This is a genomic window from Pseudomonas sp. LF020 (genome assembly GCF_053456425.1).
Window position 1 is genome coordinate 752,295 of the sequence record NZ_JBRFIX010000001.1, and the last position, 18,899, is coordinate 771,193.

Genomic DNA, 18,899 nt, shown 5'->3' on the forward strand with positions numbered 1-18,899 from the left:
GGAGGATGAGGATGCGTAGCCTGGTTTTGCTGCTGGCCGTTTTGGCGCTTGGCGGCTGTATGACTGTCAGCGATATGGCCGAAGGCACTCGCTATCAGATGAGCGACGCGGGGCTGCTGGATCACAGCGACAGCCGTCGGGTGAACAATTTCCGCATTCAGCCGGACTCGTTCATCTACATCGCCCAAGGTTCATTCGCACCGCCGGGTGGCTCCTACCCACGGCCGAACGTGGTGGCTGAAGAAGCGTTCAAGGGCTTTGTCGAATACTTCCCGATGGTCCGCCGCGCCCGTGCCCCGGAAGGTCTTGACCAAGCGATGGGCGAAGCTCGAGATGCCGGCGCGCACTACCTGCTGTACACCCGCTTCGCCAAGGCTGACGACCGCATCGGCAACTCTGACGAATGGCTCGATCAGGAAGCCGTGGATCGCCTGGGCATCGACGGCGGGGTGATTCAGATCATGTTGATCGAGACCAGCACCCAGTATTTGATTGATACTGCGCGCATCAAGAGTCGTGGCGGTTTACTGACGTTCCACGATAACAAGCCGGAAGACCTGATCGGCCCGCCGCTGGCGCAATATGCGCGCAGCCTGTTGGGGGTCGGCGACCAATAAACCAAGGAGTACGCCATGAGTGGACCGCAAAAAGCCAATGACCTGTTGGGGCAGATCCCCAAAACCAAAGGCCTGCCGCCGGTGCACTTGTGGAACCCGGACTTCTGCGGCGACATCGACATGCGCATCGCCCGCGACGGCACCTGGTATTACCTGGGCACGCCTATCGGGCGCAAGCCGATGGTCAAGCTGTTCTCCACCATCATCCGCCGCGACGGCGATGATTATTTCCTGATTACCCCGGTCGAGAAGGTCGGGATCAAGGTCGACGACGCGCCGTTCGTGGCGATTGCCGTGGAAGTGGAAGGCGAGGGCGAGGCGCAGGTCCTGCGTTTCACCACCAACGTTGAAGAGACCGCCGAGGCCGGGCCGGAACATCCGATCCGCGTCGAGATCGACCCGACCACTCAGGAACCTGCGCCTTACGTGCATGTGCGTACCAACCTCGAAGCGCTGATTCACCGCAATGTGTTTTACCAGCTGGTGGAGCTGGCGGTCAGTCGTGAAATCGACGGGCAGCGCTGGCTCGGTGTGTGGAGCGGTGGCGAGTTCTTCCGCATCGGCCTCGAGCCTTAAACACAAATCACTGTGGGAGCGAGCCTGCTCGCGAAGACGGTAAGTCAGTCGATACTTAGGTTGATTGATACACCGCTTTCGCGAGCAAGCTCGCTCCCACATTGGTTTTGAGAATCACCTTAAAATCCCGATTGACTGTTAATCATATGATCATTAGCGTGGACACCCATCGCGATCCGCTTTGAGGTGTCCATGTCCAGCAGCTTTCATGCGTCAACGGTCGATTGGCTGGGCAGCTGGATTGCCGCTGGCCAGGTCAAGCCGGGGCAGGCGATCAAGGTCGAGGCGGATCTGGGCGAGCAGTTAGGTGTCAGCCGCACCGTGATCCGCGAAGCGATCAAAACCCTGGTTGCCAAAGGCATGCTCGAAGTCGGGCCGAAAGTCGGTACCCGCGTGTTGCCGGTGCGGCGCTGGAACCTGTTTGATCCGCAAGTCGTCGGCTGGCTCTCACGCAACGGCCTGCCGGAAAACTTTGTTGATGACCTGCTCGACCTGCGCCGTACCATCGAACCGATGGCTGTGCGCTGGGCCTGCGAGCGCGCCAGTCTGGAGCAGATTCACGCGGTGCAACTGGCCTACAACGCGTTGGAGCGGGCGGTCGACAGCGGCATCGACTACAACCGTGCCGACCAGTCCTTCCACGAATGCATTCTGGCCGCCAGCCACAACCAGTTCATCGAGCAAATGGTCCCGGCCCTCGGCGCCTTGCTCGCCGTGTCGTTCGAAGTCTCCGCCGCCGACCCCGATGAACTGCGTCGCACCTTGCCGATCCACAAGGACATGGCCGACGCCATTGCTGCCCGTGATTCAGCGCGCGGGGTGTGGGCCTGCATGACCTTGATCGACAACGCAGACCTTGCGATCAAACGCTTTTACCCGCAGGTGATGGCCGACAAAAAAGCCAGCTGAAAACACAAATCCCCCTGTGGGAGTGAGCCTGCTCGCGATAGCGGTGGGTCAGTCACAATCGTCGTCACTGACCCACCGCTATCGCGAGCAGGCTCACTCCTACAGTTAAAACAACAACATGAAGGATTCAATATGCCGTTGACCGCCGTAACCCAACACCGCGCCAAGCTCGGCGAAGGGCCATTCTGGGACGCCCCGACCCAGGCACTGTACTGGGTCGATATCGCCGGCAAGCAGGCGCTGCGGCTGATCGGCAACAACGTGCAGATCTGGCAGATGCCCGAGCACGTTTCCGCCTTCATCCCCTGTGCCAGCGGCGATGCGCTGGTGACCCTGAGCAGCGGCGTCTATCGTCTGGATCTCGATTCACCGGGCCTTGAGCCACGCCTGACACTGTTCTGCATCGCCGACCCGCAACCGGGCAATCGGCCCAACGAAGCGCGCTGCGACGCTCAGGGTCGGCTGTGGCTCGGCACCATGCAGAACAACATCGGCGACCACGGCGAAGACCTGCCGATTGAGCGTCGTTCCGGTGGCTTGTTTCGCATTGATCCCGACCAGCGCGTCACGCCATTGCTGCGCGGCCTGGGCATTCCTAACACGCTGTTGTGGAGTGATGAGGGCACCAGACTGCTGTTCGGCGACAGCCTCGACGGGGCGCTCAATCGCTATTTCATTCACACCGATGGCAATCTGGATAACGCCGAGATCTGGTATGGCCCTGACCAGAATGGCGGCCCGGACGGATCGGCAGTCGACGCCGAGGGTTATGTCTGGAACGCCCGTTGGGACGGCAGCTGCCTGCTGCGTCTGACGCCGGACGGCAAGGTCGACCGCAAAATCGATCTGCCTGTCAGCCGGCCAACCAGTTGCGTATTCGGCGGCGAAGACCTGAAAACCCTGTACATCACCAGCGCCCAGAGTCCGCACAACCATCCACTGGATGGCGCAGTCCTGTCGATGCGCGTCGATGTGCCGGGCAAACTCTGCACACGATTTGCTGGATAAATCCCAAAATATGGGATGCAAAATTATATATTGAGATTATTTGTCGGTCGGGTTTATAGTCGGCTCCAGCAGTAACACGCACTCACACTTAAAAAGAACAAAACAGGTGAAGTGATGCAGCGAACCTCTATCGCACTCCTCAGCGGAGTCAGCGTCTCGCAACGGCCCGGCGTCGCTCGCCGCGCCTGCCTGTTTCGTTTTCACAGTCTTCCAGACCGGACATCGGCAGATGCCCGGTTTTTTTGTGCTGACGAACAGGAGTCCTGATCCATGGCTGAACCTCTTTCTTTGCCGCTGGTGCCCGCGCCGCCGAAGGGTGAGCGTTTGAAAAACAAAGTGGTGCTGCTGACCGGCGCCGCTCAAGGCATCGGCGAGGCGATCGTTGCGACCTTCTCCTCGCAGCAGGCCAGACTGGTGATCAGCGATATTCAGGCAGAGAAGGTCGAGAAGGTTGCCGCCCACTGGCGCGACAAGGGCTACGACGTGCAGGCGATCAAGGCTGACGTCTCGCGCCAGCAGGACTTGCACGCCATGGCCAGACTGGCGGTTGAGCTGCACGGGCGCATCGACGTGCTGGTCAATTGCGCCGGGGTCAACGTGTTCCGCGATCCGCTGCAAATGACCGAAGAAGACTGGCGTCGCTGCTTCGCCATCGATCTGGACGGCGCCTGGTACGGCTGCAAAGCCGTGTTGCCGCAGATGATCGAGCAGGGCGTCGGCAGCATTATCAACATCGCCTCGACCCATTCCAGCCACATCATTCCCGGCTGCTTCCCGTATCCGGTGGCCAAGCACGGCCTGCTTGGGCTGACCCGGGCGCTGGGTATCGAGTACGCGGCGAAGGGCGTTCGGGTCAACGCTATCGCCCCGGGCTACATCGAGACGCAACTCAACGTCGATTACTGGAACGGTTTTGCCGATCCGCACGCCGAGCGTCAGCGCGCATTCGATCTGCACCCGCCAAAACGCATCGGCCAGCCGCTCGAAGTGGCGATGACCGCCGTCTTCCTGGCCAGCGATGAAGCGCCGTTCATCAACGCCTCGTGCATCACCATCGATGGTGGGCGCTCGGTGATGTACCACGACTGAGTGGATCGGGTTTCAGGCGGTGAACTCCGCGTGAAATCCAATCATCATATGATATGACTATTTTCAAAAGGCTTTGCAGCAGTACGTGTCACGCCACCACACCTGTGGCGAGGGAGCTCGCTCCCGCTCGGCTGCGCAGCAGTCGTAAATTCGGGCTGCGCGGTGTGTTTGATTGACCGAGGTAACCGGTTTCAGGGCCGCTTCGCAGCCCAGCGGGAGCAAGCTCCCTCGCCACAAACTGTTTAATTTGCTCAAAAAAATAACAAGGAGTCAGCTTATGAAACGTCGTTTCGGGATTCGTACCCTGTGCAGTGCCGCCCTGGCGGTCACCGCGTTCAGTCTGAGCAGTTCGCTGCTGGCTGCCGATGCCGTGAAAATCGGTTTCCTGGTCAAGCAGGCTGAAGAGCCGTGGTTCCAGACCGAGTGGGCCTTCGCCGAGAAAGCCGCCAAGGACAAAGGCTTCGAACTGATCAAGATTGCCGTTCCAGACGGCGAGAAAACCCTCTCGGCCATCGACAGCCTCGCCGCCAACGGCGCCAAAGGCTTCGTGATCTGCCCGCCGGACGTCTCGCTCGGCCCGGCGATCATGGCCAAAGCCAAACTCAATGACCTCAAAGTGATCGCCGTCGACGACCGTTTCGTCGACGCCAACGGCAAGTTCATGGAAGACGTGCCGTACCTCGGCATGGCCGCGTTCGAGGTCGGCCAGAAGCAGGGCAATGCGATGGTCGCGGAGGCGAAGAAACGCAACTGGGACTGGAAAGACACCTACGCGGTGGTCAACACCTACAACGAACTCGACACCGGCAAGAAGCGCACCGACGGTTCGATGAAGGCGCTCGAAGACGCCGGCCTGCCGAAAGACCACATCCTGACCGCCGCGCTGAAAACCCTCGACGTACCAGGCAGCATGGACGCCACCAACTCGGCGCTGGTCAAGCTGCCCAGCGCAGCGAAGAACCTGATCATTGGCGGCATGAACGACAACACGGTGCTGGGCGGCGTGCGCGCCACCGAAGCCGCCGGGTTCGCTGCGGCCAACGTGATTGGCATCGGCATCAACGGCACCGACGCCATCGGCGAGCTGAAAAAGCCCAACAGCGGTTTCTTCGGTTCGATGCTGCCAAGCCCGCACATCGAAGGCTACAAGACCGCCGAGATGATGTACGAGTGGGTCACCACCGGCAAAGAGCCGCCCAAGTACACGGCGATGGACGACGTCACCCTGATCACCCGCGAGAACTTCAAGCAAGAGCTGGAAAAAATCGGCCTGTGGAATTGATGGCTGCTCGATCGGTGTGAAGAGGTGACTCAGATGCACGCGCAAGTACAGACACATGCAAACAGCAGCGGCGGCAGCCTGCGTTTCAACGGGATCGGCAAAACCTTTCCCGGGGTCAAGGCGCTGGACGCCATCAGCTTCGTCGCCCATCCGGGGCAGGTACACGCCTTGATGGGCGAGAATGGCGCCGGCAAATCGACCCTGCTGAAAATCCTCGGCGGCGCCTACATTCCCAGCAGTGGCGAGTTGCAGATCGGCGAGCAGACCATGGCCTTCAAGTCGACCGCCGACAGTATTGGCAGCGGCGTCGCGGTGATTCACCAGGAGCTGCATCTGGTGCCGGAAATGAGCGTGGCCGAGAACCTGTTTCTCGGCCATCTGCCGGCCAGTTTCGGCCTGATCAATCGTGGCGTGCTGCGCCAGAATGCCCTGGCCTGCCTCAAAGGGCTGGCCGATGAAATCGATCCGCAGACCAAGGTCGGGCGCCTGTCGCTCGGCCAGCGACAACTGGTGGAAATCGCCAAGGCGCTGTCCCGTGGCGCGCATGTGATCGCCTTCGATGAGCCGACCAGCAGCCTCTCGGCGCGCGAAATCGACCGTTTGATGGCGATCATCAGCCGCCTGCGCGATGAGGGCAAAGTGGTGCTCTACGTCTCCCATCGCATGGAAGAAGTGTTCCGCATTTGCGATGCGGTGACGGTGTTCAAGGACGGTCGTTATGTGCGCACCTTCGATGACATGAGCCAGTTGACCCACGATCAACTGGTGACCTGCATGGTCGGCCGCGACATTCAGGACATCTACGATTACCGCAGTCGTCCACGCGGCGCGGTGGCGTTGAAGGTCGACGGTCTGCTTGGCCCGGGGCTGCGTGAGCCGGTGAGTTTCGAGGCGCACAAGGGCGAAATTCTCGGCCTGTTCGGCCTGGTCGGGGCCGGGCGCACCGAACTGTTTCGCTTGCTCAGCGGGCTTGAACGCAACACCGCCGGACGCCTCGAACTGCGGGGGCATGAATTGAAGTTGCGCTCACCGCGCGACGCGATTGCCGCCGGGATCCTGCTGTGCCCCGAGGACCGCAAAAAAGAGGGAATCATCCCGCTGGCCAGCGTTGCCGAGAACATCAACATCAGCGCGCGCGGCGCCAATGCCAACCTCGGCTGCCTGCTGCGCGGACTGTGGGAGAAGGGCAACGCCGACAAGCAGATCAAGGCGCTGAAAGTCAAAACCCCGCACGCCGGGCAGCCGATCAAATTCCTCTCCGGCGGCAATCAGCAGAAGGCCATTCTCGGGCGCTGGCTGTCGATGCCGATGAAGGTGCTGCTGCTCGACGAGCCGACTCGCGGCATCGACATCGGCGCCAAGGCCGAGATCTACCAGATCATCCATAACCTGGCCGCCGACGGAATTTCGGTGATCGTGGTGTCCAGCGACCTCATGGAGGTGATGGGCATTTCCGACCGCATTCTGGTGCTCTGCGAAGGCGCGCTGCGCGGCGAAGTCAGCCGCGACCAGGCCAATGAATCCAACCTGCTGCAACTGGCTTTGCCGCGCCATCGCGCTGACGGCGTGGCGAACTGAGAGGTGAACATGATGACCATCCAAAACAAGGCGCTGCCGACTCCCCGCAAACCGCTGGACCTGCGGCGCTTCCTCGACGACTGGGTCATGCTGCTGGCGGCCATCGGTATCTTCGTCGCCTGCACGCTGCTGATCGATAACTTCCTATCGCCGCTGAACATGCGCGGGCTGGGTCTGGCGATTTCCACCACCGGCATTGCCGCGTGCACCATGCTGTATTGCCTGGCGTCGGGGCACTTCGACCTGTCGGTGGGTTCGGTAATCGCCTGCGCCGGGGTGGTGGCGGCGGTGGTGATGCGCGACACCAACAGCGTGTTCCTCGGCGTCAGCGCGGCGCTGGTGATGGGCCTGATTGTCGGGCTGATCAACGGCATCGTGATTGCCAAGTTGCGGGTCAACGCGTTGATCACCACGCTGGCGACCATGCAGATCGTCCGGGGCCTGGCCTACATTTTTGCCAACGGCAAAGCGGTGGGCGTGTCGCAGGAGTCGTTCTTCGTCTTCGGCAACGGTCAGTTGTTCGGCGTGCCGGTGCCGATCCTGATCACCATCGTCTGCTTCCTGTTCTTCGGCTGGCTGCTGAACTACACCACCTACGGGCGCAACACCATGGCCATCGGTGGCAACCAGGAAGCAGCGTTGCTCGCCGGGGTGAACGTTGACCGGACCAAGATCATCATCTTCGCCGTGCACGGTGTGATCGGCGCGCTGGCCGGGGTGATTCTCGCTTCGCGCATGACCTCCGGGCAGCCAATGATCGGCCAGGGTTTCGAGCTGACGGTGATCTCGGCATGCGTGCTTGGCGGGGTGTCGCTGAGCGGCGGGATCGGCATGATCCGCCACGTGATTGCCGGGGTGCTGATTCTGGCGATCATCGAGAATGCGATGAACCTGAAGAACATTGATACGTTTTATCAGTATGTGATTCGCGGTTCGATTTTGTTGCTGGCCGTCGTCATCGACCGCCTGAAACAACGCTGATTCTAACTGGCGAAGCATAATTTTGTGGCGAGGGAGCTTGCTCCCGCTCGGCTGCGCAGCAGTCGCAAATCCGGACAGTGCGGTGTGTCAGACTTATCCTTGTCGCCGGTTTTGGGGCCGCTCCGCAGCCCTGCGGGAGCAAGCTCCCTCGCCACAGTGATGCATTCCTTCTGTCCGAACCCTTAAAAACTCCTTGCCCGCCCTCATCCGTTTCGGGTATCACTTTGTACATGATTAGACAGGTACGATTTGACAAGAAACAACGGGTGGTCGACGAGCTCGTCCGGCGCATCGAAAGCGGCCTCATGGAGGACGGCTTTCTGTTGCCCGGCGAGCATCAGTTGGCTCAGGAATTCAACGTCAGCCGTGGCACGTTGCGTGAGGCGCTGGCCGAACTGAAGCGGCGCAATTACATCGCCACGCAAAGCGGGGTCGGCTCGATCGTCACGTTTGACGGTGTGGTGCTCGATCAGCGCAGCGGCTGGGCGCAGGCGCTGGCCGACAGCGGGGCGCTGATCAACACCGAAGTGTTGCGCCTGGAAGCCGTTACCCGACCGGATCTGCTCTCGCGCTTCGGCACCGACCAGTTCATCACCCTCGACCGACGCCGGCGTTCCAATGACGGCACGCTGGTCTCCCTCGAACGCTCGCTGTTGCCGGCCACCGGAGGCCTGGAAAGCCTGCCGCGGGTCGGTCTTATCGACAACTCGCTGACCATCACTCTGGCCGCCTACGGCTACATCGGCGAGCGCGGCGATCAGTGGATCGGCGCCGAACCGCTGAATGCCGTGGACGCCGAGCTGCTCGGTCGCGCAGAAGGCACTGTGTTTCTCAAGGCCTTGCGCACCACTTACGACCGGCAAAACCGTTTCATGGAGCAGGTCGAAAGCCTGCTCGACCCGGTGCATTTCCGTCTGCACCTGCAATTTGGAGAACAGAAATGACCGCGCTCAACCGTGCCCTCGGTGCGTTTTATGGCCTGGCCCTCGGTGATGCGCTGGGCATGCCGACGCAATCGCTGAACCGCGAAACGATCAAGACCCGCTTCGGCCACATCACCGATCTGCAGGACGCCGGTCCTTTGCAACCGATCGCTGCCAATATGCCCAAAGGCTCGATCACCGATGACACCGAACAGGCGATTCTGGTCGGTCAGTTGCTGGTCGAAGGCAAAGGCCGGATCGAGCCGGCAGTGCTTGCCCAACGGCTGATCGAGTGGGAAGCCGAGATGCAGGCCAAGGGCTCGCAGGACCTGCTCGGCCCATCGACCAAACGCGCCATTGAAATGATCCTCGCCGGCCACTCGCCGGAAGAAGCCGGGCGCTACGGCACCACCAACGGCGCAGCGATGCGCATCACCCCGGTGGGCATCGCCGCAGACGTCGCTGATCCCGAGCGTTTCATCTTGGCCGTGGTGCAGGCCTGTCAGGTCACCCACAACACCACGCTGGGGATTTCCAGCGCGGCGGCGGTGGCGGCGGTGGTTTCGGCCGGGATCAACGGCATGGACCTGGGCGAGGCGTTGAACCTCGGCCAGCAGATTGCGCAACAGGCCGAGGCACATGGTCACTGGGTGGCCGGCGGACGCATCGCTTCGCGCATCAGTTGGGCGCGCAGCATCAGCGTCGACAGCGACAAGGCGTTGCTGGCGGATCTGCTGTACGACGTGATCGGCACGTCGGTGGCTTCGCAAGAGTCGGTGGTGGTCTCGTTCGCCCTGGCGCAGCAAGTGGCGGTCGGCGAGATGAGCGCGTTCGATGCGTTGTGCATGGCCGCCAGCCTGGGCGGTGACACCGACACCATCGCGGCGATTCTCGGCGCCATGCTCGGGGCCTGCCTGGGCCTTGAGAGCTGGCCGGCGCCGATGATTGCCACGGTCAAGGCGGTCAATCATCTGGAGCTTGAACCGTTGGTGCAGGGGCTGTTGAGCCTGCGTTGACCACATAACTGTGGCGAGGGAGCTTGCTCCCGCTGGGCTGCGAAGCGGCCCCAAACCCTGCCGGCACCCTGTGTCAGACATACCCCATTGTCTGGATTACGACTGCTGCGCAGCCGAGCGGGAGCAAGCTCCCTCGCCACAAGAGCAATAAATTTTGCGTCATTGCCCACAACCACAATAAAGGCAAACAGGAGCACTGTTCATGAGTTCATCAAACGCCGGGCCAAGCGCCGGGCAACTGGAAACCCGGGGCATCGAGCCGGTGCCGGAAGCCGAGTGCAACGGTCATCCGCTGCAACTGTTCTGGGTCTGGTTCGCCGCCAACATTTCCATTCTCGGCCTGCCGCTGGGTGCCACGCTGGTGGCGTTTCGCGGGCTGGCGATCTGGCAGGCGATCATCGTTGCCATCGTCGGCGCCGCCGGTTCGTTCGCCGTGGTCGGGATCATCTCGATTGCCGGTCGTCGTGGCCGTGCGCCGAGCCTGACGTTGTCGCGAGCGATCTTCGGTGTACGCGGCAATATCGGCCCGACGCTGGTGTCGCTGATGTCGCGTCTGGGCTGGGAAACGGTCAACACCACCACCGCCGCGTTCGTGCTGCTGTCGCTGTGTTCGATCCTGTTCGGCTCGCCGGTTGAGGCGAAGAGTGCGCCGGTGCTGACGCTGATCTTCATCGCCATTTTCGTGCTGCTGACCCTGTCGGTTTCCGGCCTCGGTCACGCCACCTTACTGTTGATCCAGAAGTGGGCGACCTACGTGTTCGGCGCGCTGAACATTCTGGTCGGCGGCTTCCTTTGCGCGACCATCGACTGGAGCGCGGTGTTCAACGCCACACCCGCCCCCATGAGCGCGATGATCATCGGCATCGGCACCATGGCCGCCGGCACCGGGATCGGCTGGGCCAACGCCGGCGCCGACATGTCGCGCTATCAGCACCGCAGCGTCAAGGCGGTGCGGCTGGTCGCCTCGGCGGCGTTCGGTGCGGGGATTCCGCTGGTGCTGCTGATCACCCTCGGCGGTCTGCTGTCGGTGGGCAACAATGACCTGGCGTCAGCGACTGACCCGATCGTGGCAATCCGCGACATGCTACCGACGTGGATGGCCGTGCCGTACCTGATCACCGCGTTCGGTGGTCTGCTGCTGTCGAACAACCTCTCGGTGTACTCGGCCGGTCTGACCACGCTTACCCTCGGTCTGAAGGTCAAACGCGTCTACGCAGTGGTGGTCGACATCGTGGCGATCTTCGCCGGCTCGATCTACTTCATGTTGATTGCCGACAGCTTCTACGGCCCGTTCATTACCTTCATTTCGCTGCTGGCGGTGCCGATCACTGCGTGGGTCGGGATCTTTGTCGTCGATCTGATTCACCGTCACTACTACAGCCCCAAAGACTTGCTCGACGTCAGCCCGAGCAGCGCCTACTGGTATCGCGGCGGCATCGAGTGGCGCGCGTTCGGCGCGTGGGCGATTGCCATCGTGCTCGGTTTCAGTTTCACCACCATCGGCACCACCGCCGAAAACGTCTGGTTCAAGGGCTTCCTGTCTGACTCGTGGCTGGGCCACAACGGTCTGGGCTGGATCGTGACCTTCGTGGTGGCCGGTGGCATTTACTGGGTTCTCGGTGGGGCGAAAGATCGCCGCGCCGCGCAAGGCGAGAATGCTCATGCCTAAGATGTTGCACACCGGCCAGGTCATCATCGACCTGGTCATGGCCGTGGATCAGCTGCCGCAAATCGGCGGCGATGTGCTGGCGCAGTCTGCCTCTTTCGAGGCCGGTGGCGGTTTCAACGTGATGGCCGCAGCTGTGCGCAACGGTTTGCCGGTGGTCTATCTCGGTCGTCATGGCACCGGGCGTTTTGGTGATCTGGCGCGTCAGGCGATGAACGCTGAAGGTATTCAAATCGGCATCCAGACGTCTGCGCAGCGCGACACCGGGATTTGCGTGGCGTTGACCGATGCGTCGACCGAGCGCAGTTTCATTTCCTACATCGGCGCTGAAGGCGAAGTGACACAGGACGACCTGAACAGCGTGGCCGCCGAGGCGGGCGATTATGTCTACGTCAGCGGCTACAGCCTGCTGCATGCAGGCAAGGCGCAAGCTTTGCTGGACTGGACGCTGGCGCTGCCAGAGGTGATCAGCGTGGTGTTTGATCCGGGCCCGTTGGTGGAATCGCCGGACTCGGCGTTGATGCAGGCGCTGTTGCCACGCATCGATGTGTGGACCAGCAACAGCGTGGAGGCGTTGCGGTTTACCGGGGCTGCGGACATTGCGGCGGCCCTGGATCGCCTCGCCGAGCATCTACCGAAAGACGTGCTGATGGTGGTGCGCGACGGGCCGCAGGGGTGCTGGATTCAGCAGGCTGGCGAGCGTCGGCAAGTGCCGGGGTTTGCCGTGAAGGCAGTCGACAGCAACGGCGCGGGTGATGCTCATGCCGGAGTGTTCGTCGCCGGATTGGCGCAGGGTTTGAATGCGCTTGAGGCGGCACGCCGGGCGAATGCGGCGGCGGCTTTGGCGGTGACGCGGTGGGGGCCGGCGACTGCGCCGGGGGCGGCTGAGGTGGATGGGTTTATCCGCGAAGTCTGCGGCGATTGATCTGACGCTTTCGCTGGCAAGCCAGCTCCCACAGGTTTACAAGGTGAAACGCAAATTTGTGTACCCCGGAATCCCTGTGGGAGCTGGCTTGCCAGCGATAAGGCCATCAGCCTCACAACAAATATCAACCGGCCTTGCGCAACGCCGCAATCAACTCATCCTTGCGCATCGAAGAGCGCCCGGCGATATTCTTCGCCCGCGCCTCTTTCCTCAGACTGTCCACGGTCTGCGTCTCGCGCGATGCCTTGCTGTCGCGCGCATGCCCTTCACGACTGGCTACCGCACGCCGCGATGATTCCTTGCGATCTTCGGATTTGGCACTCGCCGGTTTCCTGCGCCCCGAACCGCCAGCCTTTTCGCCGCCGCCCGACTGTTTGTTCACCGTCGCCCAAGCCCGCGTTTCGGCCTCGTCCTTGGACAGGCCTTTGTGCTCGTAGCTGTCTTCGATGTGTTCGGCCTTGCGCTTCTGTTCGGCGGTGTATTTGTCTTTACTTCCACGAGGCATGGGATTTCTCCTTGCATCAGTAGATGGGTTTCTTGTGTAGGAGCTGCCGAAGGCTGCGATCTTTTGATTTTAAAAAACGAGATCAAAAGCTCGCAGCCTGCGGCAGCTCCTGCACGATCATGCGTTCACACAACCACAGCTTCTAGACATCCAGCTTTCGCGCCGCTTCGACGCCCGCCGCACTGAGCTTGATCGGCAGATTCAACGAGTGTTCGCCGGCCTCGTTGCAGGTCACATGACCATGGTGGATCAGCCCGCGATCCTGCAGGGCGGCGAGGGCGCTGGCCACCACTTTCTCACCGCGATAGTTGTCCAGCACCTCTTTGCCCAGTCCGCTTGGATGGGCGTGCAGCAGGCGAGTGAGGACTTCTTTTTCCAGGTTTTTATCGACGTTCATGGTTACCTCTTCATGGATGTGAATAGGACGCTCGCGTCGGCGAACTACTGGCCGGCACCTTCAGAGCCCGAGCCACCGGTGGTGGTTTTCGAGCCGATGCCGGGGCCGGCGTTATCGGGTGTGGCGGGGGAGTCGGGGGTGTTCATGCCACCCTGGCGACCGGGATCACTGCCTTGGGTACGGGGATCGGTGCCGGTGGCAGGTGGCTGGTTGATCAACGGAACGCCGGAGCCATCGGTGTTCATGCCCGGGGCGCTGTTAATGGCGGGAGCGCGTGGCGACGGAACCGGATCGGTAGGACCGGTGCCTGCTGCGGTGGTAGACGCGGCGAAAACCGCAGGACTCAGCAGGGCGGCGAAGACGAGGGCAGTCAACCTTGACGGGATCATAGGGCTTCTCCAGTGATTGAATTCCTTACCTGTCGTTGGTCTGCCCCTGGATTGGATTGGTGCCTGATGAACGACGAACGGTCGAGACACAGGGTCATCAGTCGAGGCCGATTTCTTCCTTGAACTGCTCCATGAAACCCTTCAGGCGCTGATGGCGGATCTGCGCCAGACGCTGACCGATTTCGGTCTGAAAACCGTCGGCGAGGTGCAGCAGTTTGGTCTGGAAGTGGTCGAGGCAGAAACGTGTGTCGTTGTAGTCGCGCTCCCTGGCTTCAGGGTCGAGCGGGTCGTACAGCGCACTGCCCATGCGCCCGGCGACGTAAAAGGTGCGGGCCACGCCAAGCATGCCCAGCGAGTCGAGACGGTCGGCATCCTGGACGATTTTTGCTTCGAGGGTCAGCGGGGTGATGTTGACGGAGAAACTGTGGGCTTCGATAGCGTGGGTGACGGCGGCGATTTTGCTGGCGGACCAATCCAGTTCCGCCAGCACGTTGGCAGCTTTCTCTGCGGCGAGGCGCGAAGCCTGCGAGCGCTGGGGCGAGTTCTTCTCGACGGACACGCAATCGTGCAGCAATACCGCGGCGAGCAGCACTTCAAGGTCACCGCCTTCCTCGACCTGAAAGGTCCGCACGTTGTGCCAGACCCGTTGCAGATGCGCGAGGTCATGGGCGCCGTCGTCGGACGGCTCCAGAGCGTGGGGCAACAACTTGGCGGCGAGTGAGGTGAGCGGCGCAAAAGCAGTGGCGTTCATGAACATCCTTGCAGACTTACCCAAATTTTGATGCCCATGATACTGCTGTGGTGAGGGGATTTATCCCCGATGGAGCGCGATGCACTCCGGTTTTTCAGGGCTGCTGCGCAACCCATCGGGGATGAATTCCCTCACCACAAGGTTCTCTACCAGGTTTGGCATGTGACGAGCGCCGCCCACGGCTTTAGTATGGCGCTTTCCATTTCCGACAAGGCCCGTCCATGACGATCGAAATCCGCCCGGCGACCCCCAGCGATGCGCCGCAAATCCTCGCCTTTATCACCGAACTGGCAGATTTCGAAAAGGCTCGCCACGAAGTGATCGCCAGCGTCACCGACATCGAGCGCAGCCTGTTCAGCGAAGGCGCGACCGCCCACGGCTTGATCTGCCTGCGTGACGGTGTGCCGATCGGTTTTGCGGTGTTCTTCTTCAGCTATTCGACGTGGCTCGGCAGCAATTGCCTGTACCTTGAAGACCTCTACATCACCCCTGAACAACGCGGCGGCGGCGCCGGCAAAACCCTACTGCGGCATCTGGCGAAAATCGCCTGCGACAACGACTGTGGGCGCTTCGAATGGAGCGTGCTGGACTGGAACACCCCGGCCATCGAATTCTACAAATCTCTCGGCGCACAGCCGCAGGAAGAGTGGGTGCGCTATCGCATGGATGGCAAGGTGTTGCGCGAGTTTGCCGAGGGATGATCCTCAGGGCGTCGAGGTGGTTTTGGCTGTTTCATCATCAGTCATTTCCCAATTGCCGCTCAGCAACCCATCAAGTGTCTTTCGCACGGAAATCTTGAAAGCCCCGGCCTTCTCTTCATCGAAGGCCGCTTTCCAGTAGGTGTAGCCCTGACTGAAATCCGGAATCTGCGCCGTCTCTCCCACGCGACGAGTCAGGCTGCGCTGCAAAGCCTCGGCGTGGAAAGGCAGGTGGGGCATTGCGGTGAACTCGCCTCCGGTGACCGGGTTGATCATCCGAATGCCATCAACGCGGATATGCACGACGGTGCCGTAGTGCGGATAGCTTTCGATTTTGAGGATGGTCAAGGTCGAGGCTTCTTCACCCGGCCGGGTGTTGTAAGCCCAGATATCACCCTCCTTGATAGCGGGCAAGGCGCTGGCGATCGCCGCGAAGCAGAGTGCGCTGCAGAGCAGTAACGCCTTTAAAGCGGTTTTCATTTTTTCTTCCTTGAACCTGTCGAGAGCGGTCGTCGCGTGAATGGGATCGGCATTTTAGAGATTTGGCGAAGAAACGGCTGTTACACTTGTAAATCCCATAATATGGGAATGATATTTATATATTGAGATTTTCCTGCGCCCAGGTTTATAGTCCCTCGCACTCACTGCCAAAAACAAAACAGGTGAAGCGATGCAGGCGCAATTGATCGCACTCGACTGGGGGACGACCTCATTACGTGCTTACAAACTCGCGGCCGGTGGCGTGGTGCTGGAGCAGCGTGCGCTGTCGTCCGGGATCATGCAGTTACCGAAGACGCCGCGAGTCATCAACGGTGGTGAATGCGCCGACGGTTTTGAACTGGCCTTCGAAGAGGCGTGCGGCGACTGGCTCAATGCGCAGCCGGATTTGCCGGTGATTGCCTGCGGCATGGTCGGCAGCGCCCAGGGCTGGCGCGAAGCGGCCTACTGCGAAACGCCGGCGAACGTCGCCAATCTCGGAAACTCCCTACAAACGGTTGTCAGTGTTCGCGGCGCGCGGGTGCATATCGTGCCGGGTGTGATTCAACGCTCACGCCTGCCCAACGTGATGCGCGGTGAAGAAACCCAGGTCCTCGGCGTGCTGCAGAACCTGTCGACCGAGGCGGGCGGCGATCTGTTGATCGGTCTGCCGGGCAGCCATTCCAAGTGGGTCGAAGTGGTCGAGGGCTGCATCACTCATTTCGATACTTTCATGACCGGCGAAGTGTTCGCCGTGCTCAGTGAACACAGCATTCTCGGGCGTACCCAGCAACAGGGTGCGGCGTTCGACGGGCTGGCGTTCGACCGTGGCGTGCAAGTGGCGCTGTCGGCGGACGGCGAACTTGGCGTGCTTTCCACATTATTCAGTGCCCGCACTCTTGGCCTGACCGGCGAACTGGCGCCGACGGCGCAAGCGGATTACCTCTCCGGCCTGATGATTGGCCATGAGCTGGTAGCGCTTGCCGCAGCCCAGCGGCGTCGACGCAACAGTGCGCATCTGCCCTCGATCATCCTCATTGGCAACGCGCAACTCTGCGCCCGCTACAGCCGTGCGCTGGACGCCTGCGGTTTCGCCCGGGTGGCGCTGGCCGAGCAGGCCACCGAGCGCGGCCTGTGGCAACTGGCGCTGGCCGCCGGACTGCTCGATTCCTCATCCCGTTAACCCTGACTGGAGGCCTGACATGCTCAAGCAAGCACTGGCACAAAATGGTCTGATCGCGATCCTGCGTGGCCTGCATCCGCAGGAAGCCGCAGCGGTCGGAGAAGTCCTGTATGCCGCGGGATTTCGCGTCATCGAAGTACCGCTCAATTCCCCGTCGCCGTACGAAAGTATCCGCATTCTGCGTCAGACCTTGCCCGCCAATTGCCTGATCGGTGCCGGCACGGTGTTGACCCCGGAGCAGGTCGAGTTGGTGAAAGCTGCCGGCGGCCAGGTGATCGTCATGCCGCACAGTGACGCCAAAGTGCTGCGCGCAGCGAAAGCGGCGGGGTTGTACCTGTCGCCGGGTGTCGCCACACCGACCGAAGCCTTTGCGGCGCTGGAGGAGGGCGCGGACATTCTCAAGCTGTTCCCAGCCGAGCAGATGGGCCCGGCGGTGGTCAAGGCGTGGCTCGCGGTGTTGCCTTCCGGGACGGTGCTGGCGCCGGTCGGCGGGATCACCCCGGACAACATGCAAGCATTCATCGACGCTGGCGTGAAAGGTTTCGGCCTCGGTTCCGGACTGTTCAAACCGGGCATGACGGTTGAGCAAGTGGCGGCCAATGCCAAGGCCTACGTGGCTGCCTGGAAGGCCCTTCGCTGAGATTTATCCGGCGCTGCGTGCGCTGCATCTAACAAGAGAGACAAGCAGATGAAAATCACCAAACTCACCACCTTCATCGTCCCGCCGCGCTGGTGCTTCCTCAAGGTCGAAACCGATGAGGGCGTGACCGGTTGGGGCGAACCCGTGGTCGAAGGCCGCGCCCACACTGTCGCCGCTGCCGTTGAGGAATTGTCCGACTACCTGATCGGCAAAGACCCACGCAACATCGAGGACATCTGGACCGTGCTGTATCGCGGTGGCTTCTACCGTGGTGGCGCGATCCACATGAGTGCGCTGGCCGGTATCGATCAGGCGCTGTGGGACATCAAGGGCAAGGCCCTCGGCGTCTCGGTCAGCGATCTGCTCGGCGGTCAGGTGCGCGACAAGATTCGCGTGTATTCGTGGATCGGTGGCGACCGTCCGGCCGATACCGCACGCGCCGCGAAGGAGGCGGTGAGCCGGGGTTTTACCGCCGTGAAAATGAATGGCACCGAAGAGCTGCAGTTCCTCGATACCTTCGAAAAAGTCGATCTGGCCCTGGCCAACGTGGCTGCCGTGCGCGATGCCGTCGGGCCTAACGTCGGCATTGGCGTCGACTTCCATGGCCGGGTGCACAAGCCGATGGCCAAGGTGCTGATGAAGGAACTCGATCCGTACAAGCTGATGTTCATCGAAGAACCGGTGCTCAGCGAAAACTACGAAGCGCTGAAGGAGCTGGCGCCGTTGACCAGCACGCCGATTGCCCTCGGTGAGCGGCTGTTCTCGCGCTGGGATTTCAAGCGGGTGTTGAGCGAAGGCTACGTCGACATCATCCAGCCCGATGCCTCGCACGCCGGCGGTATCACCGAAACCCGCAAGATCGCCAACATGGCCGAAGCCTACGATGTGGCGCTGGCACTGCATTGCCCGCTGGGGCCGATTGCGCTGGCGGCGTGCCTGCAACTGGATGCGGCTTGTTACAACGCGTTTATCCAGGAGCAGAGCCTGGGCATCCATTACAACGAGAGCAACGATTTGCTCGACTATGTGAAGGATCCGCGGGTGTTCGACTACGACCAGGGCTTCGTGAAGATTCCGAACGGGCCGGGGCTGGGCATCGAGATCAACGAGGAATACGTGATCGAACGCGCCGCCGTCGGCCACCGCTGGCGCAACCCGATCTGGCGCCATGCCGATGGCAGTTTTGCCGAGTGGTGAGTGCCTTCTGACCCCCCACAATTCCCCTGTGGGAGCTGGCTTGCCAGCGATGACGGCGGCACATCCGGCATTGATGTGACAGATGCACCGCT

General features: G+C 61.4%; 21 protein-coding genes. 16 read left to right on the forward strand and 5 right to left on the reverse strand.

Annotated features, from left to right (window positions below; translation table 11 throughout):
* Window positions 1-11: 11 nt before the first annotated feature.
* The 12 genes from ACU680_RS03560 (at window position 12) to ACU680_RS03615 (ending at window position 12,570) form a co-directional block, all read left to right on the forward strand.
* Window positions 12-617: a DUF4823 domain-containing protein gene (locus ACU680_RS03560; protein ID WP_007950810.1), complete on the forward strand. Its 606-nt coding sequence runs from the start codon at window positions 12-14 to the stop codon at window positions 615-617.
* Window positions 618-632: 15 nt separating this feature from the next.
* Window positions 633-1,193 carry a DUF1285 domain-containing protein gene (locus ACU680_RS03565; RefSeq protein WP_007967615.1) on the forward strand — a complete coding sequence of 187 codons (561 nt, stop codon included), beginning with the start codon at window positions 633-635 and terminating at the stop codon, window positions 1,191-1,193.
* Window positions 1,194-1,385: 192 nt separating this feature from the next.
* Complete coding sequence (locus ACU680_RS03570; protein ID WP_096794885.1) at window positions 1,386-2,102, forward strand: FadR/GntR family transcriptional regulator; 717 nt, start codon at window positions 1,386-1,388, stop codon at window positions 2,100-2,102.
* Window positions 2,103-2,234: 132 nt separating this feature from the next.
* Complete coding sequence (locus tag ACU680_RS03575; protein WP_448178656.1) at window positions 2,235-3,110, forward strand: SMP-30/gluconolactonase/LRE family protein; 876 nt, start codon at window positions 2,235-2,237, stop codon at window positions 3,108-3,110.
* Between the two features lie 270 nt (window positions 3,111-3,380).
* Window positions 3,381-4,199 carry an SDR family oxidoreductase gene (locus tag ACU680_RS03580; RefSeq protein ID WP_448178657.1) on the forward strand — a complete coding sequence of 273 codons (819 nt, stop codon included), beginning with the start codon at window positions 3,381-3,383 and terminating at the stop codon, window positions 4,197-4,199.
* Between the two features lie 277 nt (window positions 4,200-4,476).
* A complete protein-coding gene (locus tag ACU680_RS03585) occupies window positions 4,477-5,481 on the forward strand; it encodes a substrate-binding domain-containing protein (protein WP_401281569.1) in 1,005 nt (334 codons plus the stop codon).
* Between the two features lie 33 nt (window positions 5,482-5,514).
* Window positions 5,515-7,059, forward strand: coding sequence for an L-arabinose ABC transporter ATP-binding protein AraG (araG, locus tag ACU680_RS03590; RefSeq protein ID WP_448178658.1), 1,545 nt, complete (start codon window positions 5,515-5,517; stop codon window positions 7,057-7,059).
* A 12-nt stretch (window positions 7,060-7,071) separates the two neighbouring features.
* Window positions 7,072-8,040, forward strand: coding sequence for an L-arabinose ABC transporter permease AraH (gene araH, locus ACU680_RS03595; protein ID WP_027612371.1), 969 nt, complete (start codon window positions 7,072-7,074; stop codon window positions 8,038-8,040).
* A 230-nt stretch (window positions 8,041-8,270) separates the two neighbouring features.
* Window positions 8,271-8,984: a GntR family transcriptional regulator gene (locus ACU680_RS03600; protein WP_007967625.1), complete on the forward strand. Its 714-nt coding sequence runs from the start codon at window positions 8,271-8,273 to the stop codon at window positions 8,982-8,984.
* The gene (locus ACU680_RS03605; protein ID WP_448178659.1) at window positions 8,981-9,979 is read left to right on the forward strand and encodes an ADP-ribosylglycohydrolase family protein; all 999 of its coding nucleotides are present in this window, start codon (window positions 8,981-8,983) and stop codon (window positions 9,977-9,979) included. Before ACU680_RS03600 ends, ACU680_RS03605 begins: the two co-directional genes overlap by 4 nt.
* A 202-nt stretch (window positions 9,980-10,181) precedes the next feature.
* Window positions 10,182-11,648, forward strand: coding sequence for a purine-cytosine permease family protein (locus ACU680_RS03610; protein WP_448178660.1), 1,467 nt, complete (start codon window positions 10,182-10,184; stop codon window positions 11,646-11,648).
* Window positions 11,641-12,570, forward strand: a complete 930-nt coding sequence (locus tag ACU680_RS03615) for a PfkB family carbohydrate kinase (protein ID WP_448178661.1) — start codon at window positions 11,641-11,643, stop codon at window positions 12,568-12,570. The genes ACU680_RS03610 and ACU680_RS03615 overlap by 8 nt, the downstream gene beginning before the upstream one ends.
* A gap of 124 nt (window positions 12,571-12,694) precedes the next feature.
* Here ACU680_RS03615 and ACU680_RS03620 read toward each other — a convergent pair whose 3' ends face one another.
* The 4 genes from ACU680_RS03620 to ACU680_RS03635 all read right to left on the reverse strand — a co-directional run bounded on the left by ACU680_RS03620 (window position 12,695) and on the right by ACU680_RS03635 (window position 14,612).
* Window positions 12,695-13,075 carry a Rho termination factor N-terminal domain-containing protein gene (locus tag ACU680_RS03620; protein ID WP_448178662.1) on the reverse strand — a complete coding sequence of 127 codons (381 nt, stop codon included), beginning with the start codon at window positions 13,073-13,075 and terminating at the stop codon, window positions 12,695-12,697.
* Between the two features lie 142 nt (window positions 13,076-13,217).
* On the reverse strand, window positions 13,218-13,472 hold the full coding sequence (locus ACU680_RS03625; protein ID WP_007961959.1) for a hypothetical protein: 255 nt from the start codon (window positions 13,470-13,472) through the stop codon (window positions 13,218-13,220).
* A gap of 44 nt (window positions 13,473-13,516) precedes the next feature.
* Window positions 13,517-13,861: a hypothetical protein gene (locus tag ACU680_RS03630; protein ID WP_367085349.1), complete on the reverse strand. Its 345-nt coding sequence runs from the start codon at window positions 13,859-13,861 to the stop codon at window positions 13,517-13,519.
* Between the two features lie 97 nt (window positions 13,862-13,958).
* The gene (locus ACU680_RS03635) at window positions 13,959-14,612 is read right to left on the reverse strand and encodes an HD domain-containing protein (RefSeq protein WP_448178663.1); all 654 of its coding nucleotides are present in this window, start codon (window positions 14,610-14,612) and stop codon (window positions 13,959-13,961) included.
* 221 nt (window positions 14,613-14,833) lie between these two features.
* On the opposite strand from ACU680_RS03635, the gene ACU680_RS03640 reads away from it, so the two are divergent.
* Window positions 14,834-15,313, forward strand: a complete 480-nt coding sequence (locus tag ACU680_RS03640; RefSeq protein WP_007961964.1) for a GNAT family N-acetyltransferase — start codon at window positions 14,834-14,836, stop codon at window positions 15,311-15,313.
* A 3-nt stretch (window positions 15,314-15,316) separates the two neighbouring features.
* Here the strand turns inward: ACU680_RS03640 and ACU680_RS03645 are convergent, their stop codons facing one another.
* On the reverse strand, window positions 15,317-15,790 hold the full coding sequence (locus tag ACU680_RS03645; protein WP_448178664.1) for a hypothetical protein: 474 nt from the start codon (window positions 15,788-15,790) through the stop codon (window positions 15,317-15,319).
* A 190-nt stretch (window positions 15,791-15,980) separates the two neighbouring features.
* Here ACU680_RS03645 and ACU680_RS03650 point away from each other — a divergent pair, with 190 nt between their 5' ends.
* From ACU680_RS03650 to dgoD, 3 genes are read left to right on the forward strand one after another with little or no spacing between them, the layout of a single operon-like run.
* Window positions 15,981-16,970: a 2-dehydro-3-deoxygalactonokinase gene (locus tag ACU680_RS03650; protein WP_448178665.1), complete on the forward strand. Its 990-nt coding sequence runs from the start codon at window positions 15,981-15,983 to the stop codon at window positions 16,968-16,970.
* A 19-nt stretch (window positions 16,971-16,989) separates the two neighbouring features.
* The gene (locus tag ACU680_RS03655; protein ID WP_448178666.1) at window positions 16,990-17,610 is read left to right on the forward strand and encodes a 2-dehydro-3-deoxy-6-phosphogalactonate aldolase; all 621 of its coding nucleotides are present in this window, start codon (window positions 16,990-16,992) and stop codon (window positions 17,608-17,610) included.
* Between the two features lie 48 nt (window positions 17,611-17,658).
* Window positions 17,659-18,807 (forward strand): galactonate dehydratase, encoded by a 1,149-nt coding sequence (dgoD, locus tag ACU680_RS03660; RefSeq protein WP_016770960.1) that lies wholly within the window; start codon window positions 17,659-17,661, stop codon window positions 18,805-18,807.
* The last annotated feature ends 92 nt before the right edge of the window (window positions 18,808-18,899 follow it).

Excerpts from the sequence above, each read along its gene's own strand:
- dgoD (WP_016770960.1), top strand. The coding sequence starts at position 17,659 with ATGAAAATCACCAAACTCACCACCTTCATCGTCCCGCCGCGCTGGTGC.
- ACU680_RS03570 (WP_096794885.1), top strand. The coding sequence starts at position 1,386 with ATGTCCAGCAGCTTTCATGCGTCAACGGTCGATTGGCTGGGCAGCTGG.
- ACU680_RS03600 (WP_007967625.1), top strand. The coding sequence starts at position 8,271 with ATGATTAGACAGGTACGATTTGACAAGAAACAACGGGTGGTCGACGAG.
- ACU680_RS03580 (WP_448178657.1), top strand. The coding sequence starts at position 3,381 with ATGGCTGAACCTCTTTCTTTGCCGCTGGTGCCCGCGCCGCCGAAGGGT.
- ACU680_RS03630 (WP_367085349.1), bottom strand. The coding sequence starts at position 13,861 with ATGATCCCGTCAAGGTTGACTGCCCTCGTCTTCGCCGCCCTGCTGAGT.
- ACU680_RS03605 (WP_448178659.1), top strand. The coding sequence starts at position 8,981 with ATGACCGCGCTCAACCGTGCCCTCGGTGCGTTTTATGGCCTGGCCCTC.
- ACU680_RS03585 (WP_401281569.1), top strand. The coding sequence starts at position 4,477 with ATGAAACGTCGTTTCGGGATTCGTACCCTGTGCAGTGCCGCCCTGGCG.
- ACU680_RS03640 (WP_007961964.1), top strand. The coding sequence starts at position 14,834 with ATGACGATCGAAATCCGCCCGGCGACCCCCAGCGATGCGCCGCAAATC.
- ACU680_RS03575 (WP_448178656.1), top strand. The coding sequence starts at position 2,235 with ATGCCGTTGACCGCCGTAACCCAACACCGCGCCAAGCTCGGCGAAGGG.
- ACU680_RS03635 (WP_448178663.1), bottom strand. The coding sequence starts at position 14,612 with ATGAACGCCACTGCTTTTGCGCCGCTCACCTCACTCGCCGCCAAGTTG.
- ACU680_RS03615 (WP_448178661.1), top strand. The coding sequence starts at position 11,641 with ATGCCTAAGATGTTGCACACCGGCCAGGTCATCATCGACCTGGTCATG.
- araH (WP_027612371.1), top strand. The coding sequence starts at position 7,072 with ATGACCATCCAAAACAAGGCGCTGCCGACTCCCCGCAAACCGCTGGAC.
- ACU680_RS03565 (WP_007967615.1), top strand. The coding sequence starts at position 633 with ATGAGTGGACCGCAAAAAGCCAATGACCTGTTGGGGCAGATCCCCAAA.
- araG (WP_448178658.1), top strand. The coding sequence starts at position 5,515 with ATGCACGCGCAAGTACAGACACATGCAAACAGCAGCGGCGGCAGCCTG.
- ACU680_RS03620 (WP_448178662.1), bottom strand. The coding sequence starts at position 13,075 with ATGCCTCGTGGAAGTAAAGACAAATACACCGCCGAACAGAAGCGCAAG.
- ACU680_RS03610 (WP_448178660.1), top strand. The coding sequence starts at position 10,182 with ATGAGTTCATCAAACGCCGGGCCAAGCGCCGGGCAACTGGAAACCCGG.
- ACU680_RS03655 (WP_448178666.1), top strand. The coding sequence starts at position 16,990 with ATGCTCAAGCAAGCACTGGCACAAAATGGTCTGATCGCGATCCTGCGT.
- ACU680_RS03645 (WP_448178664.1), bottom strand. The coding sequence starts at position 15,790 with ATGAAAACCGCTTTAAAGGCGTTACTGCTCTGCAGCGCACTCTGCTTC.
- ACU680_RS03625 (WP_007961959.1), bottom strand. The coding sequence starts at position 13,472 with ATGAACGTCGATAAAAACCTGGAAAAAGAAGTCCTCACTCGCCTGCTG.
- ACU680_RS03560 (WP_007950810.1), top strand. The coding sequence starts at position 12 with ATGCGTAGCCTGGTTTTGCTGCTGGCCGTTTTGGCGCTTGGCGGCTGT.
- ACU680_RS03650 (WP_448178665.1), top strand. The coding sequence starts at position 15,981 with ATGCAGGCGCAATTGATCGCACTCGACTGGGGGACGACCTCATTACGT.